This is a genomic window from Enterobacter sp. SCRI0065 (assembly GCF_059766475.1).
The window spans coordinates 518,337-537,357 of record NZ_JCBAJB010000001.1; the positions used below are offsets into that span (position 1 = coordinate 518,337).

At 42.8% G+C, this 19,021-nt stretch carries 22 protein-coding genes and 1 pseudogene; 17 read left to right on the forward strand and 6 right to left on the reverse strand.

The genetic code is table 11. The annotated features are described in order from the left end of the window. The first annotated feature begins 43 nt into the window (after nucleotides 1-43). From AC6EMZ_RS02520 to AC6EMZ_RS02560, 9 genes are read left to right on the forward strand one after another with little or no spacing between them, the layout of a single operon-like run. Nucleotides 44-517 (forward strand): phage tail protein, encoded by a 474-nt coding sequence (locus AC6EMZ_RS02520; RefSeq protein ID WP_180252091.1) that lies wholly within the window; start codon nucleotides 44-46, stop codon nucleotides 515-517. Between the two features lie 40 nt (nucleotides 518-557). Then, nucleotides 558-848 (forward strand): hypothetical protein, encoded by a 291-nt coding sequence (locus tag AC6EMZ_RS02525; RefSeq protein ID WP_023310829.1) that lies wholly within the window; start codon nucleotides 558-560, stop codon nucleotides 846-848. A 56-nt stretch (nucleotides 849-904) separates the two neighbouring features. Continuing rightward, a complete protein-coding gene (locus AC6EMZ_RS02530) occupies nucleotides 905-1,216 on the forward strand; it encodes a hypothetical protein (protein ID WP_127719319.1) in 312 nt (103 codons plus the stop codon). Then, entirely contained in the window at nucleotides 1,203-3,665 is a 2,463-nt protein-coding gene (locus AC6EMZ_RS02535) for a hypothetical protein (protein WP_180252092.1), read from the forward strand. Before AC6EMZ_RS02530 ends, AC6EMZ_RS02535 begins: the two co-directional genes overlap by 14 nt. Before the next feature lie 51 nt (nucleotides 3,666-3,716). Further along, on the forward strand, nucleotides 3,717-4,271 hold the full coding sequence (locus AC6EMZ_RS02540; RefSeq protein WP_180252093.1) for a hypothetical protein: 555 nt from the start codon (nucleotides 3,717-3,719) through the stop codon (nucleotides 4,269-4,271). A gap of 3 nt (nucleotides 4,272-4,274) precedes the next feature. Next, on the forward strand, nucleotides 4,275-4,919 hold the full coding sequence (locus AC6EMZ_RS02545; RefSeq protein ID WP_180252094.1) for a DUF2163 domain-containing protein: 645 nt from the start codon (nucleotides 4,275-4,277) through the stop codon (nucleotides 4,917-4,919). Further along, nucleotides 4,919-5,314, forward strand: a complete 396-nt coding sequence (locus tag AC6EMZ_RS02550) for a DUF6950 family protein (RefSeq protein ID WP_180252095.1) — start codon at nucleotides 4,919-4,921, stop codon at nucleotides 5,312-5,314. Before AC6EMZ_RS02545 ends, AC6EMZ_RS02550 begins: the two co-directional genes overlap by 1 nt. 2 nt (nucleotides 5,315-5,316) lie before the next feature. Then, entirely contained in the window at nucleotides 5,317-8,847 is a 3,531-nt protein-coding gene (locus tag AC6EMZ_RS02555; protein ID WP_498400812.1) for a phage tail tip fiber protein, read from the forward strand. Between the two features lie 40 nt (nucleotides 8,848-8,887). Beyond that, entirely contained in the window at nucleotides 8,888-9,157 is a 270-nt protein-coding gene (locus AC6EMZ_RS02560) for a hypothetical protein (RefSeq protein ID WP_023292983.1), read from the forward strand. A 41-nt stretch (nucleotides 9,158-9,198) separates the two neighbouring features. Here AC6EMZ_RS02560 and AC6EMZ_RS02565 read toward each other — a convergent pair whose 3' ends face one another. Continuing rightward, complete coding sequence (locus tag AC6EMZ_RS02565; RefSeq protein WP_180252097.1) at nucleotides 9,199-9,645, reverse strand: glycoside hydrolase family protein; 447 nt, start codon at nucleotides 9,643-9,645, stop codon at nucleotides 9,199-9,201. 39 nt (nucleotides 9,646-9,684) lie between these two features. Between AC6EMZ_RS02565 and AC6EMZ_RS02570 the strand changes: the two genes are divergently transcribed. The 5 genes from AC6EMZ_RS02570 (at nucleotide 9,685) to AC6EMZ_RS02590 (ending at nucleotide 12,261) form a co-directional block, all read left to right on the forward strand. After that, a complete protein-coding gene (locus tag AC6EMZ_RS02570; RefSeq protein WP_180252098.1) occupies nucleotides 9,685-10,116 on the forward strand; it encodes a GIY-YIG nuclease family protein in 432 nt (143 codons plus the stop codon). 9 nt (nucleotides 10,117-10,125) lie between these two features. After that, a complete protein-coding gene (locus AC6EMZ_RS02575; protein WP_180252099.1) occupies nucleotides 10,126-10,734 on the forward strand; it encodes a hypothetical protein in 609 nt (202 codons plus the stop codon). Nucleotide 10,735: 1 nt separating this feature from the next. Continuing rightward, nucleotides 10,736-11,059, forward strand: a complete 324-nt coding sequence (locus tag AC6EMZ_RS02580) for a hypothetical protein (RefSeq protein ID WP_142392816.1) — start codon at nucleotides 10,736-10,738, stop codon at nucleotides 11,057-11,059. 3 nt (nucleotides 11,060-11,062) lie between these two features. After that, complete coding sequence (locus AC6EMZ_RS02585; RefSeq protein ID WP_041461125.1) at nucleotides 11,063-11,365, forward strand: hypothetical protein; 303 nt, start codon at nucleotides 11,063-11,065, stop codon at nucleotides 11,363-11,365. Between the two features lie 110 nt (nucleotides 11,366-11,475). Then, a complete protein-coding gene (locus AC6EMZ_RS02590; RefSeq protein WP_173818282.1) occupies nucleotides 11,476-12,261 on the forward strand; it encodes a hypothetical protein in 786 nt (261 codons plus the stop codon). An 87-nt stretch (nucleotides 12,262-12,348) separates the two neighbouring features. On the opposite strand, the gene AC6EMZ_RS02595 is transcribed toward AC6EMZ_RS02590, so the two are convergent. From AC6EMZ_RS02595 to AC6EMZ_RS02610, 4 genes and pseudogenes are all read right to left on the reverse strand, one after another. Continuing rightward, nucleotides 12,349-12,690, reverse strand: a complete 342-nt coding sequence (locus tag AC6EMZ_RS02595; RefSeq protein WP_070556166.1) for a hypothetical protein — start codon at nucleotides 12,688-12,690, stop codon at nucleotides 12,349-12,351. A 3-nt stretch (nucleotides 12,691-12,693) separates the two neighbouring features. Further along, complete coding sequence (locus tag AC6EMZ_RS02600) at nucleotides 12,694-12,903, reverse strand: hypothetical protein (RefSeq protein WP_139145364.1); 210 nt, start codon at nucleotides 12,901-12,903, stop codon at nucleotides 12,694-12,696. A gap of 25 nt (nucleotides 12,904-12,928) precedes the next feature. Then, nucleotides 12,929-13,768 (reverse strand): pyridoxal phosphatase, encoded by an 840-nt coding sequence (locus AC6EMZ_RS02605; RefSeq protein ID WP_180252100.1) that lies wholly within the window; start codon nucleotides 13,766-13,768, stop codon nucleotides 12,929-12,931. 162 nt (nucleotides 13,769-13,930) lie between these two features. Next, nucleotides 13,931-14,143, reverse strand: a pseudogene (locus AC6EMZ_RS02610) (HAD-IIB family hydrolase); the annotation flags it as partial. Between the two features lie 140 nt (nucleotides 14,144-14,283). On the opposite strand from AC6EMZ_RS02610, the gene pgl reads away from it, so the two are divergent. After that, nucleotides 14,284-15,279: a 6-phosphogluconolactonase gene (gene pgl / locus AC6EMZ_RS02615; protein WP_498400814.1), complete on the forward strand. Its 996-nt coding sequence runs from the start codon at nucleotides 14,284-14,286 to the stop codon at nucleotides 15,277-15,279. A 58-nt stretch (nucleotides 15,280-15,337) separates the two neighbouring features. Here the strand turns inward: pgl and AC6EMZ_RS02620 are convergent, their stop codons facing one another. Further along, complete coding sequence (locus AC6EMZ_RS02620) at nucleotides 15,338-16,621, reverse strand: putative acyl-CoA thioester hydrolase (protein ID WP_498400815.1); 1,284 nt, start codon at nucleotides 16,619-16,621, stop codon at nucleotides 15,338-15,340. A 224-nt stretch (nucleotides 16,622-16,845) separates the two neighbouring features. Here AC6EMZ_RS02620 and hutI point away from each other — a divergent pair, with 224 nt between their 5' ends. Together hutI and hutG are read left to right on the forward strand one after the other, a co-directional pair. Next, nucleotides 16,846-18,069 (forward strand): imidazolonepropionase, encoded by a 1,224-nt coding sequence (gene hutI, locus AC6EMZ_RS02625; RefSeq protein ID WP_498400816.1) that lies wholly within the window; start codon nucleotides 16,846-16,848, stop codon nucleotides 18,067-18,069. Further along, nucleotides 18,066-19,004 (forward strand): formimidoylglutamase, encoded by a 939-nt coding sequence (gene hutG / locus AC6EMZ_RS02630; RefSeq protein WP_498400817.1) that lies wholly within the window; start codon nucleotides 18,066-18,068, stop codon nucleotides 19,002-19,004. The genes hutI and hutG overlap by 4 nt, the downstream gene beginning before the upstream one ends. Nucleotides 19,005-19,021: the final 17 nt, after the last annotated feature.

The following is a 19,021-nucleotide window of genomic DNA, read 5'->3' on the forward strand; positions in this document are numbered from 1 at the left end:
GTGTCAAGGAATGATGCCCCAAATATATAAAGGAATATTAAACATGGCTTTTAATTCTATTTTTGTAGGCAATAATGTCAAAGTGGAAATCGCAACTGCTCCAGCGGGTGGCGGTCAAGCTACAGCATTTACTGTTGTTGAAGAAGTTGGTGCTTTTCCATCAGCGGCAGGTGCGGAATCTAACGTTGTTAGTGTGAACACTTTCGGTCAACAGTACGCGAAGAAATTGCTTGGTTCTCGTTCAGTACCGGATCTAACTCTAACTGTTAACTGGAAACCAGGTGCTGTAGGTCAGGAAATGCTTGCGGCAGCCGCAGCAGCACAAACCCTAATTCAAGTTAAAGTAACTTATTTCCAGAACATTGATGATCAAGATGGTGCGGCTTATTACAGCATCGTGAATGGTTACGTAAGCTCGGACGTTGTGAACGGGGATTTTGACGGCGTGGTTACTCGTGATTTCGTAGTTTCCGTTACTGGTGCTCCAATTGCGGTTGGTGAAGTTACTGGTGCGTAAGTACTAAATACTACAAACCCACTAACAAGGATAAAGCGAAATGGATTTTACTAATCTTATGACAGCTATTGGTGTGAAGTTAACACCAGTAGAACTAACACCAGAATGTACCGTATACATCAAACTACCTTCAATTACTCAACATGCAGAAGTTTCAGATCCATATAAAGCGATCTTCTATTGTGTTGTTGATGAAAGTGGTAAACAGATTTTTGATTCACCTGAACAAGTTGAACAGAATGTTGATTTAACAGTACAACTAAAACTAAATGCCGAGATCGGTAAAGTTTTTGCCAAATCTTTTAATGTTGAGGATGTAGAGGCAAAGTAAGACGCGATCCGATTCTCAGACTATCACTATCTTTATTGTATAACAGCGGGTGTAGTGTGGATGATCTCTACACTATGCCCGTTTTGCTTTTCTTCTACCTATTAATATTCAAAGAATCTGTTGATCCTGATTCATCACAAATTGAACAAATCAGGCATACAGAACTATTACAGGCAATATGGTTAAGTACTGGCAATATCAAGAAAGAAGATATACCGAAATTTAGTATCTATGAACTCGATTCATTGAACATCATTTCAAATAAAACCTTAGCTGAACAACACGCAGAAAGGGAGAAGAAGATCGCAGATCAACAAAAAGCAAACATGCTTAATTGGATGGGAGTAAAGCCAAATGGCAAACAATAATAAACAATCAATGATATTTGAAATCACAGGTGATGAATCTGGACTACAAAAATCATTAAAAAACGCAGCAAATGATATAGGTGATTTTGGGGATCGTGCTGGCGGGGTGTTCGGTGGTTTCAATACCGGACTATCAACCACGGCTAAAGCTATGTCTGGTTTCGCTGGTGCGGTAGGGGTCGCAGGTATCGCCATTGCCGCCACATTAGCCAACGTACAAGAACAATCAGAAAAGGCGTTTGAAGTCTTTCAGGCAGCATCACTATCACAAACTGGCATAGTACAGATCCAACAGGCGGCTAATATGTTTGCGTCCGTAGGTTTAACTATGGATCAAGTAGCCGATCAGATGAAAGATGCTAAGGACAAGTTAGGCGATGCTATCACTAATAACGCTGGTTCTATGCTAACCGATGTAATTCAACCATTGAAATTGAATATGTTTGAGTTACAGAAAGCAGCAGAAAGCGGTGAAGATATTATTGCTAAGATTTACTATCAAGCTAAACAAATGGGCTTTAGTCAGGCTCAGATTGTACAAATGATGGAAACCGTAGCTAACGATGCTACTAAACGCATGACTATATATAGAGAATTCAGTACTGAACAAGAGTACCAAAATAGCCTTGCTAATGAAAATATTCAGTTAACAGCAGAGCAATCACGACAATTTGAAGAATATAGAACGGCAACAAATAATCTATCAAGAGCATGGGATACGTGGCGAAATTCAACACTTGCCCCTGTTGCTAAAAGTCTTGCTGATATTCTTGATCTAATGACTAAGATTCTCAACAGTAAGCCAGTGGCAGCAGCCGCAGCAGCTACGAGTAAGCAGGGTATACAGGCAGTACAGGAATACCAACAACAGTACCAACAACAGATTCAGAAAAACTCGTCTATCTATGGTGCTCAGGTGGTAGAAGAACAGCAGAAGCAACAAGAAGCTAATAATAAGACTTTTGAAAATCTTTTAGCAAATCTTGATGCCGCATATAATCTTTTAGCCAAACAACAAGAGCAATATAACAAGGGTTCAGATAAGAGTGTTATTGATTCAGCGTTGAAACCTTATCTATCAGCGAAGCAAAAGACACAAGCACAGATTGATACTCTTGATGCTACTCACCAACAACTACGAGCAACGATTAAAGATTCTTTAGCACGTGCTTACAAAGGTGATGAAGCGGCAATGAATGCCGATTTAGCTAAACTTGATGAAGGTTATAAAGCTAACCGTGTGAAGTTAGTAAAAAGCCTAACAGCCGATGAAGATAAAGCACGTGAAGATAAAGCAAAGAAAGATGAAGCAGCAGCCAAGAAAGCACAAGCCGCACAAGATAAGATTAATGAACAAACTAAAAGAGCAAAAGCACTATTAGAACAAACCTTATCACAGATCGGTACTAACGAAGCACAGATACGTATTACTCGTTTTAACTATGAACAAGATGAAATTGAAAAACGTATCAGTACAGCAGGTAAATTAGCTGGTAAGAATGAAACTGAAATTACAGCAATGTTAGATCAGCAATATAAAAGCCGTGCGATTAAGTACAAAACTATGGTTGATGAAATGCTTGCTGAAACAGACCGTTTAAAACAAGCACAAAATATTGCCGCAATTGCCAGTGATCCGAAAGCCACACCAGAGGCTAAGGCCAAAGCAGCAGCAGCGGGTAAGACGTGGACAGGTGACACAGCAAGTCAGGGATTAGGGTACAAGAACCCGTTGGACTTCTCACCAGATCCAACACAGGTACAGCAAGTAAGTACTGAACAGCAAGAGAACCAGGATGGGGCTAAAGCTCTATACGATGCCAAAGTAATTGGATTCCAGGAGTACCAGGATCAGCTAACAGCGATTCAGGCCAACGCCGATATCAAACGTGGGCGATTAACCGCAGACGCACTATCAAACACTTTAGGTATGTGGGCTACGGGGGCAGGTGATGTAGGAACTATCATGGCTGGCGTGTTCGGTGAATCATCAGGAGCGGCTAAGGCAGCTTTTGCCGTGAGTAAAGGTATTGCCATTGCTCAGGCAGTGATCAACATCCAGCAGGGTATATCCGAGGCTATCAAACTTGGGTGGCCTATGGGGATCGCAGCAGGTCTACAGGTAGCAGCTCAAGGTGCATCCATTGTCCGTACTATCAAAGGTACAGCTATCCAGGGGCAAGCCCATGATGGTTGGGATTCACTACCAAGTACTGGTACATACAATCTTGAAAAAGGTGAACGTGTAGTAGGTAAATCACTAAACCAGGATTTAACAAAATACTTGAGTAATCAGGATGGTAGTAAATCAGGTGATATTAAGATTGACGCACCGTTAATTATTAATAGTAATGGTCAGATTTCTGATGCTGATTTTCAAAAGATGTGTGATAAACACGCTGATACTATCGTTCAGGCAACACGTAAATCTCAGAAGAATAACGTATAAATATCATATAGCCCACATGGATTGTGGGCTAACTATTAAAGGAATAATAATATGTTAAATAACACTCTTATTAGTGAGTTCATGTTAACGGACAATATACCGCAATACCAAAACCAAACATGGACAGGTGAAACTATTACACGTGTTGTTGGTTCGCAGTACTTTACCCTTAGTTTCAAAGTTACCTTAAACAAGATGAACCGTGCTGAACTCGCTAACTTCTACGCTTTATATGGTCAGGGCAAGCCGTTCTCTATGCCTCTTGGATGGTGGAGTACATACAACGGTACTCAAACATCACAAGTACAGGTAACAGCAGCAAGGGCAGCGGGGGCAACATCCATTGCCGTTAATGCTAATACACTTGAAGTTGGTACGTTAGTTCAATTCAACGGACACAAGAAACTATACCGAATCATAGCCAACACTGGCAACATGATTACTATCTTCCCTGGATTAATCAAAAACATCCAACTTGGGGAAGTAATGAAATATGACAATATTCAAGGTTCATTTATTCTTACACCACAGAACGCAGCATATCAGATGCCAAGTACAAACATTATGGAAGTGACAATAAACGCAACCGAAAACATCAGAGGTTAATTTATGTCAATTCCAAGTAATGTACTAACTAATGCGGATCTTATCGCGTACTGGAATCTTACACGAGGCGATAACAAAACCGTTCTAACAGAAAAAGAACTCTATCAATGTGGGGTTATGGTTAAGTTGATTGATATTCTTCCAGCTACTGGAAGTAACATATATCTAACTGATGCCATAGCCGATCAGAACTATAATGGGATTAATTATAAGTCTGTACCTGATTTCCTTGATTCATCATTTGCTAACTATGTAGAAAAGAACCAAATCAACAATAACGGTACTTTATTGAAAGTAAGTAACGTAAGCCAGGATTATCTATCTATGGCGTTACGTGGTTTATGGAATGATGCCAAAGTTAATATCTGGATGGGTATAGTTAACCCAGCTACAGGGGGTATTCTATATGCCTATCGTATGTTTAGTGGTTACATTGATTACTTTAGTTCAGACTTCAACAACACAGCAGGTAATACAACTAATGAAACAACAGTAAATCTTAATTCATTGTGGAAGAAGTTAGACCAAACACAACGCCTGTTATCCAGTACATCAGTACACCAATCATTACATACTGGTGATAAGTTCTTTGATCTAATTGGCATACTAAATAGTTCAGAGCAATTCTGGAAGAGTAGTAAGAAATAATGAAAAATGGATTTATAACAGAGTACCTAAGTGGTTTAGTTGGTGAACCATTAGTGTACGGTACTAATGATTGTCATATCATGGTGCTAACAGTAATTGATATGATCACTGGCAGTAATTACCGTGATGAAATCTATCAAAAATACACAACACCAACAGTAGGTAGAAAATATGCTAAAGAAAACTGTAGCTATTCTACCTTACTTCTATTGTGTAAAGACAAAGGCCAATTAGTAACAGAGCCACTTGATGGGGATATTGTTATCTCATCAGGTCACAGTACTGTTTATTGGCGTGGGAAAGTCATAATTTTATCCGAGGATAAAACAAATTATATCGTATCTCAATATATCCCAAATGAGAAAGACAAAATATATAGATTCAAAGGGGAATAACTATGGCAATAGCAGCAGTAGCCGTAGCTATTATCGCAGGGGCATCAGCAGCAGCAGCGGCATACGCAGCAGGTTTAGCTTTAGCAGCAGTAATAGCTATAGGTATTGGTACAGCAGCACTATCTTACATCAGCTCATCACAGATGATGAATGTAGGTCAAATGGGGGTATCGTACCCAAGTACGGGAAGCAATAACGCCCGATCAACATCGCCAAGTACCGGTATTCCGATCAGCTATGGCGGATCAAATCGTAACGCAACAGAAGTAGCATATAACAAGTTAGGCTCTATCGTCGTATGGCAGAACGTCTATAAAGGTACTTCAAACCAGTTATGTACGGTACATGCGATCAGTATCTGTGAAATTGGTCAGGTTCCAGGAGAACAATCACAAGGCGTAATTAAGCAAATCTATTTTGATAATGCTCCGGTACTGCTTGATGGTGCGTATATCACCACAGAAGGCCAAGTACCTACATCAATGATGATAGAGAAGTACCGCAAATACCTACAGATTGAAGTACGTTTTGGTAAACCGTCATACGGTGGTTCTATGACGCTTGCCCGTCAATATGGCGGCAGTCAATGGAATGATAATATGCGTGGTGATGGTCTTGTACAGATCTGTACTGTAATCAAGAAAACCAACGATTCATTGATTGATGGGATTCTAACGAACCAGAACTATACACTATCGGTAGAAATGCGTGGACGTATGATCTATGACTTAACTGATAATGTGCGTAAACCTTCAAGTAATCCACCAAGCCAATTATATGACTTTATAACTAATACAGAATTTGGTTTTGGTTTGAATCCGAATGATATTGATATGACAAGTTTCCGTAATATGGCTAACTATTGTGCTAATAATCATTTTTATTCAAATGGAAATATTCAGTACGATAAATCATTTAAGGAAAACATTGAAAATATTCTACAGACATTTGGTGGTGTACTGTATGAATCAAATGGTATGTACTATCTAACGGTAGATGCTCCAGATATTCCAAGTGTACATTTTGATGAAACGAATATTCTTGGTAGTGTGAATATCACAACGGGTTCTAAGTCTGATTATTTTAATACAATGGACAGTACTTATACAAACCCAGGTAATGACTATTCACAAGATATTATCCGTTATCCAAGTGATGCCATTAGTAATGCATCCATTGCTAAAGATGGTTATATTATCAAGAAGGATTTAAACTATCTTTGGGTTCAGGATAAAGATCAGCTTGCTATTCTTAGTAACATTGAATTGCTTAAATCTAAGTACATCACGAACACGATTACTTTCAATACCTATGTAACGGATATGAAAGTATATGATGTGTTTACAATTGATTTTAAAGAAGCAGGATTTAGTAATAACAAGTACAGATGTATTCAACGTACTGTACCAATGACTGTTGATAAAGCTGGTATTATTCAGATAACAGCGATTTCATATGATGATGGTATCTATCAAGGGAAAGATCCGGGACAATTCCCACAGGATGGATTGACTAATCTACCTAACCCAACATACGTACAACCGCCAACTAATCTACAGGCTCAACGCTTAGGGGCTACGGCATCAGGTAATACAGTACTGTTAACATGGGATTTATCACAGGATACAACTGTACGTGGTTACAAGATTCGTTACAAACGCAGTGATTCCAGTGTGTGGATCAACATTGGTAACGTAGGGCAGTACTCTACGAGTTTTGAGATATTAAATCTTCTATATGGTGTACAGTACGATTTTGCTATTGAGGCTTATAACACATTAGGTTATTCATCAGATTTAGTAGCTATCTATAATCAAACACCACAAGTTATTTTCGCATTGCCGAAGATTACTAACCTTGATATGGTGAATGATGATGTGGGTTTAAACCAGACTTATGCTCAAGATTTTATTTTCCGTTGGGATGATCAGGCTAACTTAGCCGTAAATGGTAAAACCTTTGCCGATTTCTTCAAATACTATGAAATCCGTGTATATGACCGTTATCGTAATTACATCACGTCATATTACACCACTACAAGCAACTGGACGTACTCATATTCAATGAATACCAGTGATGGCCTAAGCCGTTACCGTGTGTTTGGGATCATCGCTCATGGTTGGGGTACTGGTATCTATAGTGAAGAAGTTCAGATTGAAGTTAGTAACCCACAGCATCCACAGTTGTTAGGGATCAACCTTAAGAGCGGCTATGATTCCGTGTTCATTGACTGGACAGAATCAAACGTACCGGATTATGCGGGAATCGTTCTACAAATCGCACTTGATGAAGGGTTTAGCTCAGGCTCGAAGTACTTTAGCAGTGCTAACCGCTATTCAGCATCGTTTGGTATTGAAGATGGTTCATGGTTCGCACGTGTAGCAGCCTATGACGTGTTCGGCCAGGATGAACTGGTATGGTCGCCTACTATCGGTTTTAACCAAAACACGAAAGTACCGTACAGTAAATTGAACGAAGACGTTATTGATAGTCTACTTAACAGTGATACGGCTACTGGCATTGTTGAGAAACAGATCGTAGATGAACTTGGTTCACGCTGGCAGCTACAGGTATCAAACAACGGTAACGTAACGGGCATTGCCTTAGCAGCAGATGAAAAAACATCGGTGTTTACCGTCATGGCGGATCGCTTTAGCATCATCAGTACTGACAGTGCCAAACTCTCAGACAGGGTATATCCGTTTGTGGTTCAGGGTGGTAAGACTTATATCAACTCAGCGGTGATAGCATCAGCGAGCATCAATGAGGCTATGATAAATAACCTTTCCGTTTCCCGTGCGAAAATTCAGGATGCCGCAATCGACAATACGAAAATCGCCAATGCCGCAATTCGTAACGCCCATATCATGGACGGCGTGATCGACTCAGCGAAGATTAGCCAGCAGATACAATCCAGTAATTGGGATGGTGTGAACGGTTGGATGATTAACAAGAACGGTACAGCCAACTTTGGTAACGTAACTGTACGTGGAAATATACAGGCAACATCTGGTGTACTGAATAACGTTATTATCAATGAAAACTGTAACATTCTTGGTACTCTAAGTGCCGCACGTATCGTAGGTGATATCTGCCGTCCACAATCAACTGGTATCAACCCTGTACCGTTTATCTTTGGCTCTAAGACTGTATCAGGGGGGCAGGCCGCATTAAATCCAGTAGCTAACCAACACTATATAGCGTTGCGTATACGTGGTGAAGATTTTCCACGTTATTTTGATAGTGATTTATCAATTGGTTTAACCTCATATGAACGTCAATACTTCTATATTCGTATGGGTGGTGATGGAATCGGTTTAACTAATCTCTATTATTATGATGCTGGTAACGGTGGTAGTTCTACATCTTTCAGATTGAATTCTATATATGTTCCGCCTGTAGGTCGTGGTAACTGGAATTATATCTATGTGATGTGTACAACTTCACGTAGTGGTATTGCTTCACTTAATGTTCCTGCTAACTGGTCATCATTCTTATATCGTGCTGGTGATCAGCCTTTATATAATGCGTAATAAATACTATTACCAAAAATATAAAATAGGGAAGTACTAAATGGGTATGGGAACAATTCTTGCTTTGGTTATTAGTGGTTTAGTACTGATATATACTATTTTTCGTGACAATACAAAAGATACTAATGATTTATTAAGTCGTGTGTCTGATATTGAAACTACCATTGCGGTACAAGATAGTAACATTACACGTCTAAGCGACGAACAAGACAAGATGAAAGAAACTTTGAGAAACCTTGAAATTCAAATTCACGAATTGGATATCAAGCTTGAGAGAATTATTACGATTCTTGAACAATCAAAGCAGTAACAAAAAAGGGATAGTATCAATTACGGTACTATCCCTTTTTCTTATTTGTTGGTTAATTGTGCGATCATCGCATTAACTCTATTTGGTGTCTGACGATACCATAAACTATCTTTTGCTTGTTTAATTGATTCGGGGTAGTTGGCATCACGTAGTGCCTGAATCATTTTTTTGAACTTCATCGTTCCAGATAATCCAAGTTGAAAAATCATGATGATCATGAAGTCTTGCCAATCTTTAGGAATGATTAGGTTTAGTTTACTTAGCTGGCTTTCTGCTATAGCAATATCTTTATCAAGTAGGTGAAGTGCTTCTACCTCAGTAATACCATTATTGAAATTGTCACCTTGTAGTACTTTATGCCCGAATCCTACGGTTAAGAACCCTTCACTATCCTTATATGGGTAATACTTGTTGTTTCTAAAGTACCCCATACGCGTTTGATATGCTTGTGATCCCTCATATTCTATTAGTCGTGTTTTTATATCCATTGAATAAATACCTTATGATGATTTTTATAAGGTATTTATATGGAAGCATGGCAATACAACGAAGATTGGAGTGAAGAAGAATTAACTAACGGTAGTTATGTAGGTTTCGTGTACTTGTTCCAATTTGAAGATAATACAAGCTACATAGGCAGCAAACAGATGTACAAGAGAGTTAAGGAAATTAAGAAACTAAAAGATAATTCAGTAGAAAACGGATGGCGTGAGTACAGTTCAAGTTCAAAGATAGTTAATTCCAAGATTGAAGAAGGATTAAATTTCACTCGTACTATCTTGTGGGCTTTCCCTTCGATGAAAGAAACACTTTTTGTAGAAACAGCATTAATCATTAATGAAGGACTAAAAACGGGAAATCTAAACCTTGCAGTAATGCATAAGGCGAGATTACCGAGTGGGGGAGATGCGGTACGTATCCGTGGAATCCTTCAATCATTATATGAAATACTAAATTAAGGAATAGATATGGCTTGGAGAAACAGCAATAGCCCTAATGATATGAAGCGATTCATAAACAGGAATAGCCCAAAGATAGGACAAGAATTTAAGAAAGAATTAAGTAATCGTATGCGTATAGTTACACACCACATTCAAAGGAAGATTGATAGTGATGTAGCGGGTGGTGGTGTCGCATTTACTGGAAAGAGTATGTACTTTAACTTTAGAAAGATAAGTGAGTTCAAGACAATAAACCAAATCATTCTACTACCAAATCAAGCATCATATCTAAAGTACATTCTTGATCCAGCGTATAAGAATGTTAATGAAGGTAAGATTGCACCGCTTCCGAATGCCAAGCTAACTAAACAAGGTAACATTACACAGCTACGTTCAAGAACCAAGAGTAATAAATACAAAAAGGTGAAGAGTAAGAACGGTAATACGTACTTAATCGACACTACCAAGAAATCCTCTAAACGTAATCCTAAACTGGCACGTGAAAAGAGGGTGATTGGTTACTATGGTTCCGTTGGTAGAAAACCATTGTTTGATTTCTATGATGAAACCGAGAAGCAAGTAATAGAACAATTAAGAACATTACGCGGTACGTTTGATTACCGTTGGAGGAGGTAAGATGGATAACTTAGAAAATTTCCCATGTTATGATCATTCTGTACTAACAGATTTTTCTTTTCAGACAATCCAACCAGTAAGTGTAACATTACCATATGATAAAGCACTATCTGGTAGTAAGCTCATAAAAAAGAAAGTAGATAAAACAAAAGGTGATTTAGTCGTATATAGTTTTCATCATCATACAACGCCTAAAGTAAATGAGGATGATGTATTGATGGTTGAACTACTAAAAGAACAAGTAGAAGTAAAGGTACTATTATCTTACAACCACATATTTAAAGGTCATCGCGTAGTTTCTTGTGTTTGCCAAATACAAGGATAACATATGTTAAGTATTATCATTGATCTTATCAAATCAGGGATTAGCCTTTTTACTAAGAATAAAACCGAAGTTGCTAAGTCACAAGACGAACTTGAAACAGAGAAAACGAATGAAGCACAGGAAACAAACCGTGAAGAGATCAAAGCTGGTAGAGGCTGGAGATCATTCTTAGGATATGCCTGTACTTTCATTCTTGTATATAACTATATCTTAGTGCCTATTCTAGACTACTTTGGTATTGTTTTATTCTCTTTCCCACTATCTGACATTATCAGAATCATCGTTTTGTTGCTTAGTGGTAACTAAAATTTAAGCCCCGATAGGGGCTTTTTTTTTGTTTTTGATGACTTATCTCTTGAAGACCCTTGAAAGAAGCTGGTAACCTTCTAAGAACGATACTAATAATGGTTGCCACTATGAAATTTAAAACAACAGCTAATGTTATTATTAAGTTTGTTAGAGAGGGTTTTTTATCTATTTTATCATTCTTCTTTGGTGTCATTTTAGTACTTTGCTTTGTTAAAACTGATAAATTATCTGACTCTATAAGTGCTTTAGCAAATGTTGTTATGGCATTTGCGGCTATAATGGGTTTAGTGTTTGCTAAAACATGGAAGCGTGATGCTACTAAGGATAAAGTTATTGATAGATGCGTAAAAATTCTATCTGTACATCTATTAGATATTAAGAAGAATTTTGTACCAGCTTTACATATCAGCGTGTTTAATGTTTGGTTTTCTTCATTCGTAAAGAAAGATGTTACTACATATAAAGATGTGCGTTCCATGAAAAAAATGGCTTCTAACTATGTAGGTCTGATAAAAAAAGAAAGTGAAATATATACTGAATTTGTATCTGAACTTGAGTACTTAAAAATTTTATCATGGGATGTTAAGAAAGAACATATTGAAGAAGTAGATAAAATTAGAACGTACATGAGAGGTATAATCGCTAAGGATCAAGAGCTATTAGCTCTTATCAATATAGTTTTTGGTATGTGGAATCTTAACGTTTATAATGATGATGAAAGTAAAGCCTTTACCGAACTTCCATTCAATTTATCAAGAGATCCAAGGGTGGAGATGGCATTAAAGCTAATACCAGAGATGACGCGAGAAAGAGAGAATTTACAAGCACTCATTGAAGATATGCTTAGTAAACAATTGAATGTTTTTTCATTTATTGAACAAGTGGGACACTAAATTATAATCTTTAAACATTTTCACTTGAAATTTTATCAGTCATTTATGGAATTATTGATGTTTTTCATCGCAGGATTTTAAGCCCCATTACGGGGCTTTTTTATTTTTGTACTCTTTAGCTACTAACCAGACAAACATGAATATAATTATTAAGTATACTAAGGTGTCATGTTGATCAATCGTACGAGTATAAACACCTAGTCCTATAGCACTTAAGCTAACAGCAATACTAGTACATGTGAAAACATCAATTGTTTGCTTACCGATTTTTGCTAACTGATATTTCCCTTTTACTAAATTAAATCCAGCTGCAAGCGTATAGACTAATGAAAGGTAACCGAGTGATTGCACCGCCGTAAAACCGAAATACGGCCCCAAAAGATAGAAAGCGAAAGCAACAAAAAGCGGTATGAAAGCCAAAAGATTCATATTTTACCAATCCCAATCTACAGTAGTGTCCAATCCTTTCAGGTTCGTATGTTCAGTACGGGTAGCTTGTAGAACTGTTTCACCAGTGGCGATAGAAACGATATCAAATGACTCTATTTCAGTTTGTCCATGCGATCCCTTCGTTCTGAAATTGGTTCGTACGTAGTTGTACTGATCTCTTGGGTAATCCCGTTCAAATTGTTCTTCTGTCATGGATATATCCTCTTATGCTAATTCTCTAAATTATCTCTTCTTTTATGCTTGCGAAGTACTGATTTACTACATCAGCAATTCCAGTTTCCGTATTGTTACCTATTACTAAATCAGCACACGCTTTCACTTCATCAACAGCGTTACCCATAGCAACACCCAGGCCAGCAGTCTCCAGCATACTTAGATCGTTGAAATTATCACCAAAGGCCATAACCTGGCTCATAGATAAGCCTTGCGATTCTACCCATTGTGTCAAGCGTTTACCCTTACTGTTTCCGGCTTGTGCTATGTCCACTTGATCGTGCCAAGACCATTCACAAGCAAGGCCAAGCTCATGCTCTACTATCTGACCAAAGCGATGTAGTTTTTCAGTATCAGAATCAGTAAGGGCGAATTTCCATATAGCATCAACATTTTGCGAGGCTTCACTCAGAGAGGGTACTTTTTTGAATACTGGACGTTGTGACTCTGGAAGAGATTTAGCCCAATTTTCTGTACGGATAATATGCCCCGTTGGATTTTGATAAAACATGGCATCATCGGCATACATCAGACTATGAACATTGTAACTATCAAGTAGGTTTACTAATTGAGTAGCTTGTTCTGGTTGTAATGGGTCTGAGGCAATAACTCTTTTTTCGGCGTAATCGTACAATAAAGCACCGTTACAACATATAGCTGGTGTATTCAGTGCTAATGCCTGATAAAAAGGATGGATGGCTACAAAGTGCCGTCCGGTAACTATGACAACCTTTGCCCCTGATTTACGGGCATTCTGTAGGGCAGTTGATGAGGCTGGTAAAATAGTTTTTTCTGGCGTCAATAAAGTGCCGTCCAGATCAAGGGCAATTACCTGATAGTCCATGTAGTGATTCACCTGATTTTGGTATGTAGTTTTTCCGATAGTACACCGCTTTGCGGCTACGACGAAACAAGGTGAAGAGAGTCTTGTTGAGCACTGGAACAACGTTGGATACTGGCGTATTGCCCTGGATTGGTGAAAATGTTGTAATAAGCGTCACACACTCAAATAAGTGCCATTACAACAAATTGCAGGTGTATCTAAAGCCAGTGCCTGATAAAAAGGATGAATGGCAACGTGATGTCGACCCGTCACAATCAGAAGTTGATATCCCGCTTCCTGAGCACGCTTGAGGGCGTCAAGTGAAGTGGGGAGCAGGGTTTTTTGAGGGGTCAGCAAGGTACCGTCTAAATCCAGTGCAATCACACGCGAGGTCATTTGTTCTTCCGGGTTAATATTGAATTTAAGGTCTGATGGGATGGTACACCGAGAGACGATACCGGCAAAATTCCAGGCTAAAATTCAGCATTCACCGTTAAAAGTTAATTACTTTCATGCGCAGTGAGGAGTGAGGATTCATGAAACAAACCGTTTATACCGCCAGCCCTGAGAGCCAGCAGATCCACGTCTGGCGTTTGAACAGCGAAGGTTCGCTCACGCTGGTTCAGGTTGTAGATGTTCCGGGGCAGGTTCAGCCGATGGTTATCAGCCCGGACAAACGTTTCTTATACGTTGGCGTACGCCCAGAATTTCGCGTGCTGGCGTACCGTATCGCCCCCGATGACGGCGCGTTGACCTACGCCGCTGAAGCCGCATTGCCGGGTAGCCCAACGCATATTTCCACCGATCGCCAGGGACGCTTTGTGTTCAGCGGATCCTATAATTCAGGCTGCGTGAGCGTAACGCGTCTTGAAGACGGTATCCCGGTTGAAACCGTGGACGTGGTCGAAGGGCTGGAAGGCTGTCACTCAGCCAATATCTCGCCGGACAACCGCACGCTGTGGGTTCCTGCGCTGAAACAGGATCGCATCTGCCTGTTTACGCTGAGCGATGACGGTCACCTGGCGGCGCAATCTCCGGCGGAAATCACCACCGTTGAGGGCGCGGGTCCGCGTCACATGGTGTTCCATCCGAATCAGCAGTACGCCTACGTGGTGAACGAGCTCAACAGCTCGGTTGACGTGTGGGAGCTGAAAGATCCGAACGGGCAAATCGAATGCGTGCAGACCCTGGATATGATGCCTGCTGATTTCACCGATACTCGCTGGGCTGCGGACATCCACATCACCCCGAATGGTCGTCACCTTTACGCCTGCGATCGTACCTCAAGCCTGATGACTATTTTCAGTATCTCAGAAGACGGCAGCGTGTTGGCAATCGAAGGCTTCCAGCCAACTGAAACTCAGCCGCGAGGCTTCAACGTCGACTTCAGCGGTAAATATCTGATTGCAGCAGGGCAGAAATCCCACCATATCGCGTTATATGAAATCAAAGGCGAGCAGGAGCTTCTGGAAGAGAAAGGGCGCTACGCTGTCGGCCAAGGGCCAATGTGGGTTGTGGTTAACGCACACTAAGCGGAATGCAATAAAAAACCTCGCCATGGCGAGGTTTTTTTATGTCCATCAATCGAAATTACTGCTTCGGCTCAGCAACGACTTTGCTACCCAGACCGCGGTTGTTGTATTCCCACATGCGGTTGAAGTTAGCGTCGTTCAGGTTGCGCTGCACGTTGCCTTTATCATCCATCGCGCCGGTATTACCCGAGAACGGACGTTTAGAGATAGCAGCATCAGCCCATGGTTTCGCCATGTTAAAGCCTTCGTTGATCACGCTATCGCGAATCACAACCTGACCGTTAGAAGCGGAATCCACATCTAAGGCGCGACCCAACTGTGCCACGCCGTCACCAGACGCGGTAAAGCGGCTGTTCACGGCGAGGAAACCATAAAACATGTTGGACAGCGTGGCTGGCGCAAACACATAACCTTCCTGCTGAGTACGCGAATTCACGACGCGGAAATCGGTATTCTCAAACACGACTGCGCCACGACCAGAAACGATATCCACATCGCCTTCAATGTAGCTATTGGTGACCTGAGTACGCGTCAGACGGTTGTTCTGCAGCGTGTTCTGCACACCGCTGTTGGTCACAAAGAAGGTGTTCTGACGACCCAGAATATTCACGTTATTAATCTGGACACGATCGCCGTCGGTGCGCAGTGCCACAGCCTGATGATTACCCGCGTCAACGCTATCGCCTACCGTATTCTGGATGGTCAGGTTCTGCAATTGCAGACCGTTATTCTGAGACCAGAACACCGCTGAGCACATCACGCCAACGGTCGCGCTCTGTTTGCTCTGACAATTGTCGAACATATACCACGCCGGTTTGCCTGGCATGTATTTACCGGCTGGATTCACCAGATGACGCCAGGTGTTGCGATCGATTTCAGAGTCGATGGCCTGGCCGATTTTTACGTCGGTCGCTTTTTCGCCCGTACCGTACAGCGTAATGCTGCCAGGTGCGGCTGGAACGTAGACCGTACCTTCATACTCGCCGGGCATAATGGCGATGTACTGACGTGATGCACTGTGTTTAGTGATTGCAGCATCAACAGCCGCCTGAATCGTCGTGTGCGTCACGCCCTGAGTTCCTGCCGGGCCAACCACAAAGTTTGGCTGCTCTGGCAGACGAATAGAGGATGGCGTCCACGGAGCAGCGTTCGGATCCATGGCCGAGTAATAATGTGCCGCAGTGAAATTCTTCGCTTCACCAGCGGACAGAATTGGGCGAGAGGCGGTACCTGGCGCTGCCTGCTCAGATGGCAACTGGTCCGGCGGCGTTGAGCTGCAGGCGGACAATGTCACGCCAAAAGCGAGCGCTAACGCCAGACGGGAAATCCTGGAAATGTTCAAGGTAAAGCTCCTGACTTCGCAAGTCTTAACGAGATGGTCGAAATAGCCTGCTTTTTTATACTAAGTTGAGCGAAACGGGAAGATGAAAAGGCAAAAAGTTGTATTTTTAGCCTTTACCGCGCGGGAAAGTGATCACAAATAAATAACATTTTCGGTAAAGGCGGTTGACAGGGGCAAGCGAATGAAAATAAATGTCTATACAACTCATGACAAGCGGAAGTCTTATGCAGCAGCTTCACCCTGATGATGCCGTCTGGCGAAATGCGCGACTGGCTACGATGGATCCTGATAATCACTCACCTTATGGTCTGCTTTCCGACGTGGCATTAATCGTGCGCGGTGACACTATCCTGGCGCTTATTCCCGAATCAGACGTTCCGCCGGACCATCGCCATCAAATCGATCTGCAAGGACGTCTGGTTACGCCCGGCCTGATTGACTGCCACACGCATCTGGTTTTCGGGGGAGATCGCGCAGCGGAATGGGAGCAGCGTCTAAACGGCGTCTCGTACCAGTCGTTAAGCGCTCAGGGAGGCGGTATCAATGCCACGGTGACCGCCACGCGAAGCAGCGACCCAGAAACCTTGCTGACGCTTGCGCAACAAAGACTGCATCGCCTGATGAGCGAGGGCGTGACGACATTAGAAATCAAATCCGGCTATGGCCTGAACGCAGAAGCAGAAGAGAAAATGCTGCGCGTGGCACAACGTCTGGGCCAGCAAAATCCGGTTGAAATCAGCGCGACCCTGCTTGCAGCCCATGCGGTACCCGCCGAATTTCGTCACGATGCAGACGCTTATATTAAGCTGGTGTGCGAACACATCATGCCAACGCTCTGGCGGCAGGGGCTGTTTGAGGCGGTTGATGTTTTTTGCGAGAACGTCGGATTTACCCCAACGCAAACCGAGCAGGTTTTTCAGGCCGCGACCGCGTTAGGGATCCCCGTGAAAGGTCATGTTGAGCAGTTGTCGAACCTTGGCGGCGCTGCGCTGGTAAGTCGTTATCAGGGGCTATCGGCGGATCATATTGAGTATCTTGATGACGCGGGTGTGAACGCCATGGCGCAAAGTGGCACCGTTGCAGTCCTGCTGCCGGGGGCATTTTATTTCTTACAGGAGCGTCAGCGCCCGCCGGTCGAGCTACTGCGAAAGCGTGGCGTGCCGATAGCGGTGGCGACCGATTACAACCCCGGAACCAGCCCGTTTGCCAGCCTCCATCTGGCGATGAATATGGCCTGCGTGCAGTTCGGCTTAACGCCGGAAGAGGCGTGGGCTGGCGTTACCCGGCATGCCGCTCGTGCGCTGGGTCGTGCCCATACGCACGGCCAGCTTAAAGCTGGTTTTACCGCAGATTTTGTTATCTGGGATGCGCAAAATCCGGTGGAAATGATCTACGAACCGGGGCGTAATCCGCTTTATCAGCGCGTTTTTCGAGGAAACATCACATGAGTCTTTGGCGACCTACGCCCCAAAACGTCTGGCAAGGGCGAGACGACAGCGCCGAAGCCGCTAATGCCCTGCGCATTTTTCAGACGATAAAGCAGGGCGAAACCTTTATTCCCTCTCCCTGCGATATTGCGCTGATAGGTTTTGCCAGCGATGAGGGCGTTAAGCGTAACCACGGCAGGGAGGGCGCAGCACAAGCCCCGGACATCCTGCGCAACGCGCTGGCAAATATGGCGAGTCATACAGGCCATGAACGCCTCGTCGACGGGGGAACTATTGTCGTTGAAGGCGAACAACTCGAAGAGGCGCAGCGGGCATTAAGTGATGCTGTGCAATCCTGCCAGCAGTCAGGCATGCGTACGCTGGTGCTGGGCGGTGGGCATGAAACCGCGTGGGCGCATGGGCGTGGCGTGTTGGAGGCGTCCCCCGGTGAGCGAATCGCCATTATTAATCTCGACGCGCATCTCGATTTACGTCACGCAGAGCGCGCCACCTCCGGCACGCCGTTTCGCCAGCTTGCGCACTACTGCGCCGAGCAGGGGCGTGAATTTCACTATGCGTGCCTGGGCGTCAGCCGCGCGGCCAATACGCAGGCGCTCTGGGACGAAGCCGCTCGCCTGAATGTCATGCTGGTCGAAGACCTGCATTTTCGTCGCGATGCGTTATCCGCGCTCAATACGGTTTTAGCCAAGGCCGATCGCGTCTACCTGACTCTCGATCTCGACGTCCTGCCAGCCGGTGAAATGCCCGCCGTCTCCGCGCCCGCCGCGTTTGGCGTTCCGGTGCTGGAACTTATTCCTGTTATCGAGCAGATTTGCCGTAGCGGTAAATTGCAGGCAGCAGATTTGGTCGAGTTCAATCCGCGCTATGACCGAGAGGGACAAGGCGCACGACTGGCCGCGCGTCTGGCCTGGCAAATTGCTCACTGGTGGGCATAACGATTATCTAAGGAACG

What these genes read in the sequence shown, in the direction of transcription:
- AC6EMZ_RS02565 (WP_180252097.1), bottom strand. Translation starts at nt 9,645, where the DNA reads ATGGATATAAAAACACGACTAATAGAATATGAGGGATCACAAGCATAT.
- hutG (WP_498400817.1), top strand. Translation starts at nt 18,066, where the DNA reads ATGAGTCTTTGGCGACCTACGCCCCAAAACGTCTGGCAAGGGCGAGAC.
- hutI (WP_498400816.1), top strand. Translation starts at nt 16,846, where the DNA reads ATGCAGCAGCTTCACCCTGATGATGCCGTCTGGCGAAATGCGCGACTG.
- AC6EMZ_RS02545 (WP_180252094.1), top strand. Translation starts at nt 4,275, where the DNA reads ATGTCAATTCCAAGTAATGTACTAACTAATGCGGATCTTATCGCGTAC.
- AC6EMZ_RS02600 (WP_139145364.1), bottom strand. Translation starts at nt 12,903, where the DNA reads ATGACAGAAGAACAATTTGAACGGGATTACCCAAGAGATCAGTACAAC.
- AC6EMZ_RS02550 (WP_180252095.1), top strand. Translation starts at nt 4,919, where the DNA reads ATGAAAAATGGATTTATAACAGAGTACCTAAGTGGTTTAGTTGGTGAA.
- AC6EMZ_RS02560 (WP_023292983.1), top strand. Translation starts at nt 8,888, where the DNA reads ATGGGTATGGGAACAATTCTTGCTTTGGTTATTAGTGGTTTAGTACTG.
- AC6EMZ_RS02590 (WP_173818282.1), top strand. Translation starts at nt 11,476, where the DNA reads ATGAAATTTAAAACAACAGCTAATGTTATTATTAAGTTTGTTAGAGAG.
- AC6EMZ_RS02555 (WP_498400812.1), top strand. Translation starts at nt 5,317, where the DNA reads ATGGCAATAGCAGCAGTAGCCGTAGCTATTATCGCAGGGGCATCAGCA.
- AC6EMZ_RS02580 (WP_142392816.1), top strand. Translation starts at nt 10,736, where the DNA reads ATGGATAACTTAGAAAATTTCCCATGTTATGATCATTCTGTACTAACA.
- AC6EMZ_RS02525 (WP_023310829.1), top strand. Translation starts at nt 558, where the DNA reads ATGGATTTTACTAATCTTATGACAGCTATTGGTGTGAAGTTAACACCA.
- AC6EMZ_RS02520 (WP_180252091.1), top strand. Translation starts at nt 44, where the DNA reads ATGGCTTTTAATTCTATTTTTGTAGGCAATAATGTCAAAGTGGAAATC.
- AC6EMZ_RS02595 (WP_070556166.1), bottom strand. Translation starts at nt 12,690, where the DNA reads ATGAATCTTTTGGCTTTCATACCGCTTTTTGTTGCTTTCGCTTTCTAT.
- pgl (WP_498400814.1), top strand. Translation starts at nt 14,284, where the DNA reads ATGAAACAAACCGTTTATACCGCCAGCCCTGAGAGCCAGCAGATCCAC.
- AC6EMZ_RS02605 (WP_180252100.1), bottom strand. Translation starts at nt 13,768, where the DNA reads ATGGACTATCAGGTAATTGCCCTTGATCTGGACGGCACTTTATTGACG.
- AC6EMZ_RS02575 (WP_180252099.1), top strand. Translation starts at nt 10,126, where the DNA reads ATGGCTTGGAGAAACAGCAATAGCCCTAATGATATGAAGCGATTCATA.
- AC6EMZ_RS02540 (WP_180252093.1), top strand. Translation starts at nt 3,717, where the DNA reads ATGTTAAATAACACTCTTATTAGTGAGTTCATGTTAACGGACAATATA.
- AC6EMZ_RS02585 (WP_041461125.1), top strand. Translation starts at nt 11,063, where the DNA reads ATGTTAAGTATTATCATTGATCTTATCAAATCAGGGATTAGCCTTTTT.
- AC6EMZ_RS02570 (WP_180252098.1), top strand. Translation starts at nt 9,685, where the DNA reads ATGGAAGCATGGCAATACAACGAAGATTGGAGTGAAGAAGAATTAACT.
- AC6EMZ_RS02535 (WP_180252092.1), top strand. Translation starts at nt 1,203, where the DNA reads ATGGCAAACAATAATAAACAATCAATGATATTTGAAATCACAGGTGAT.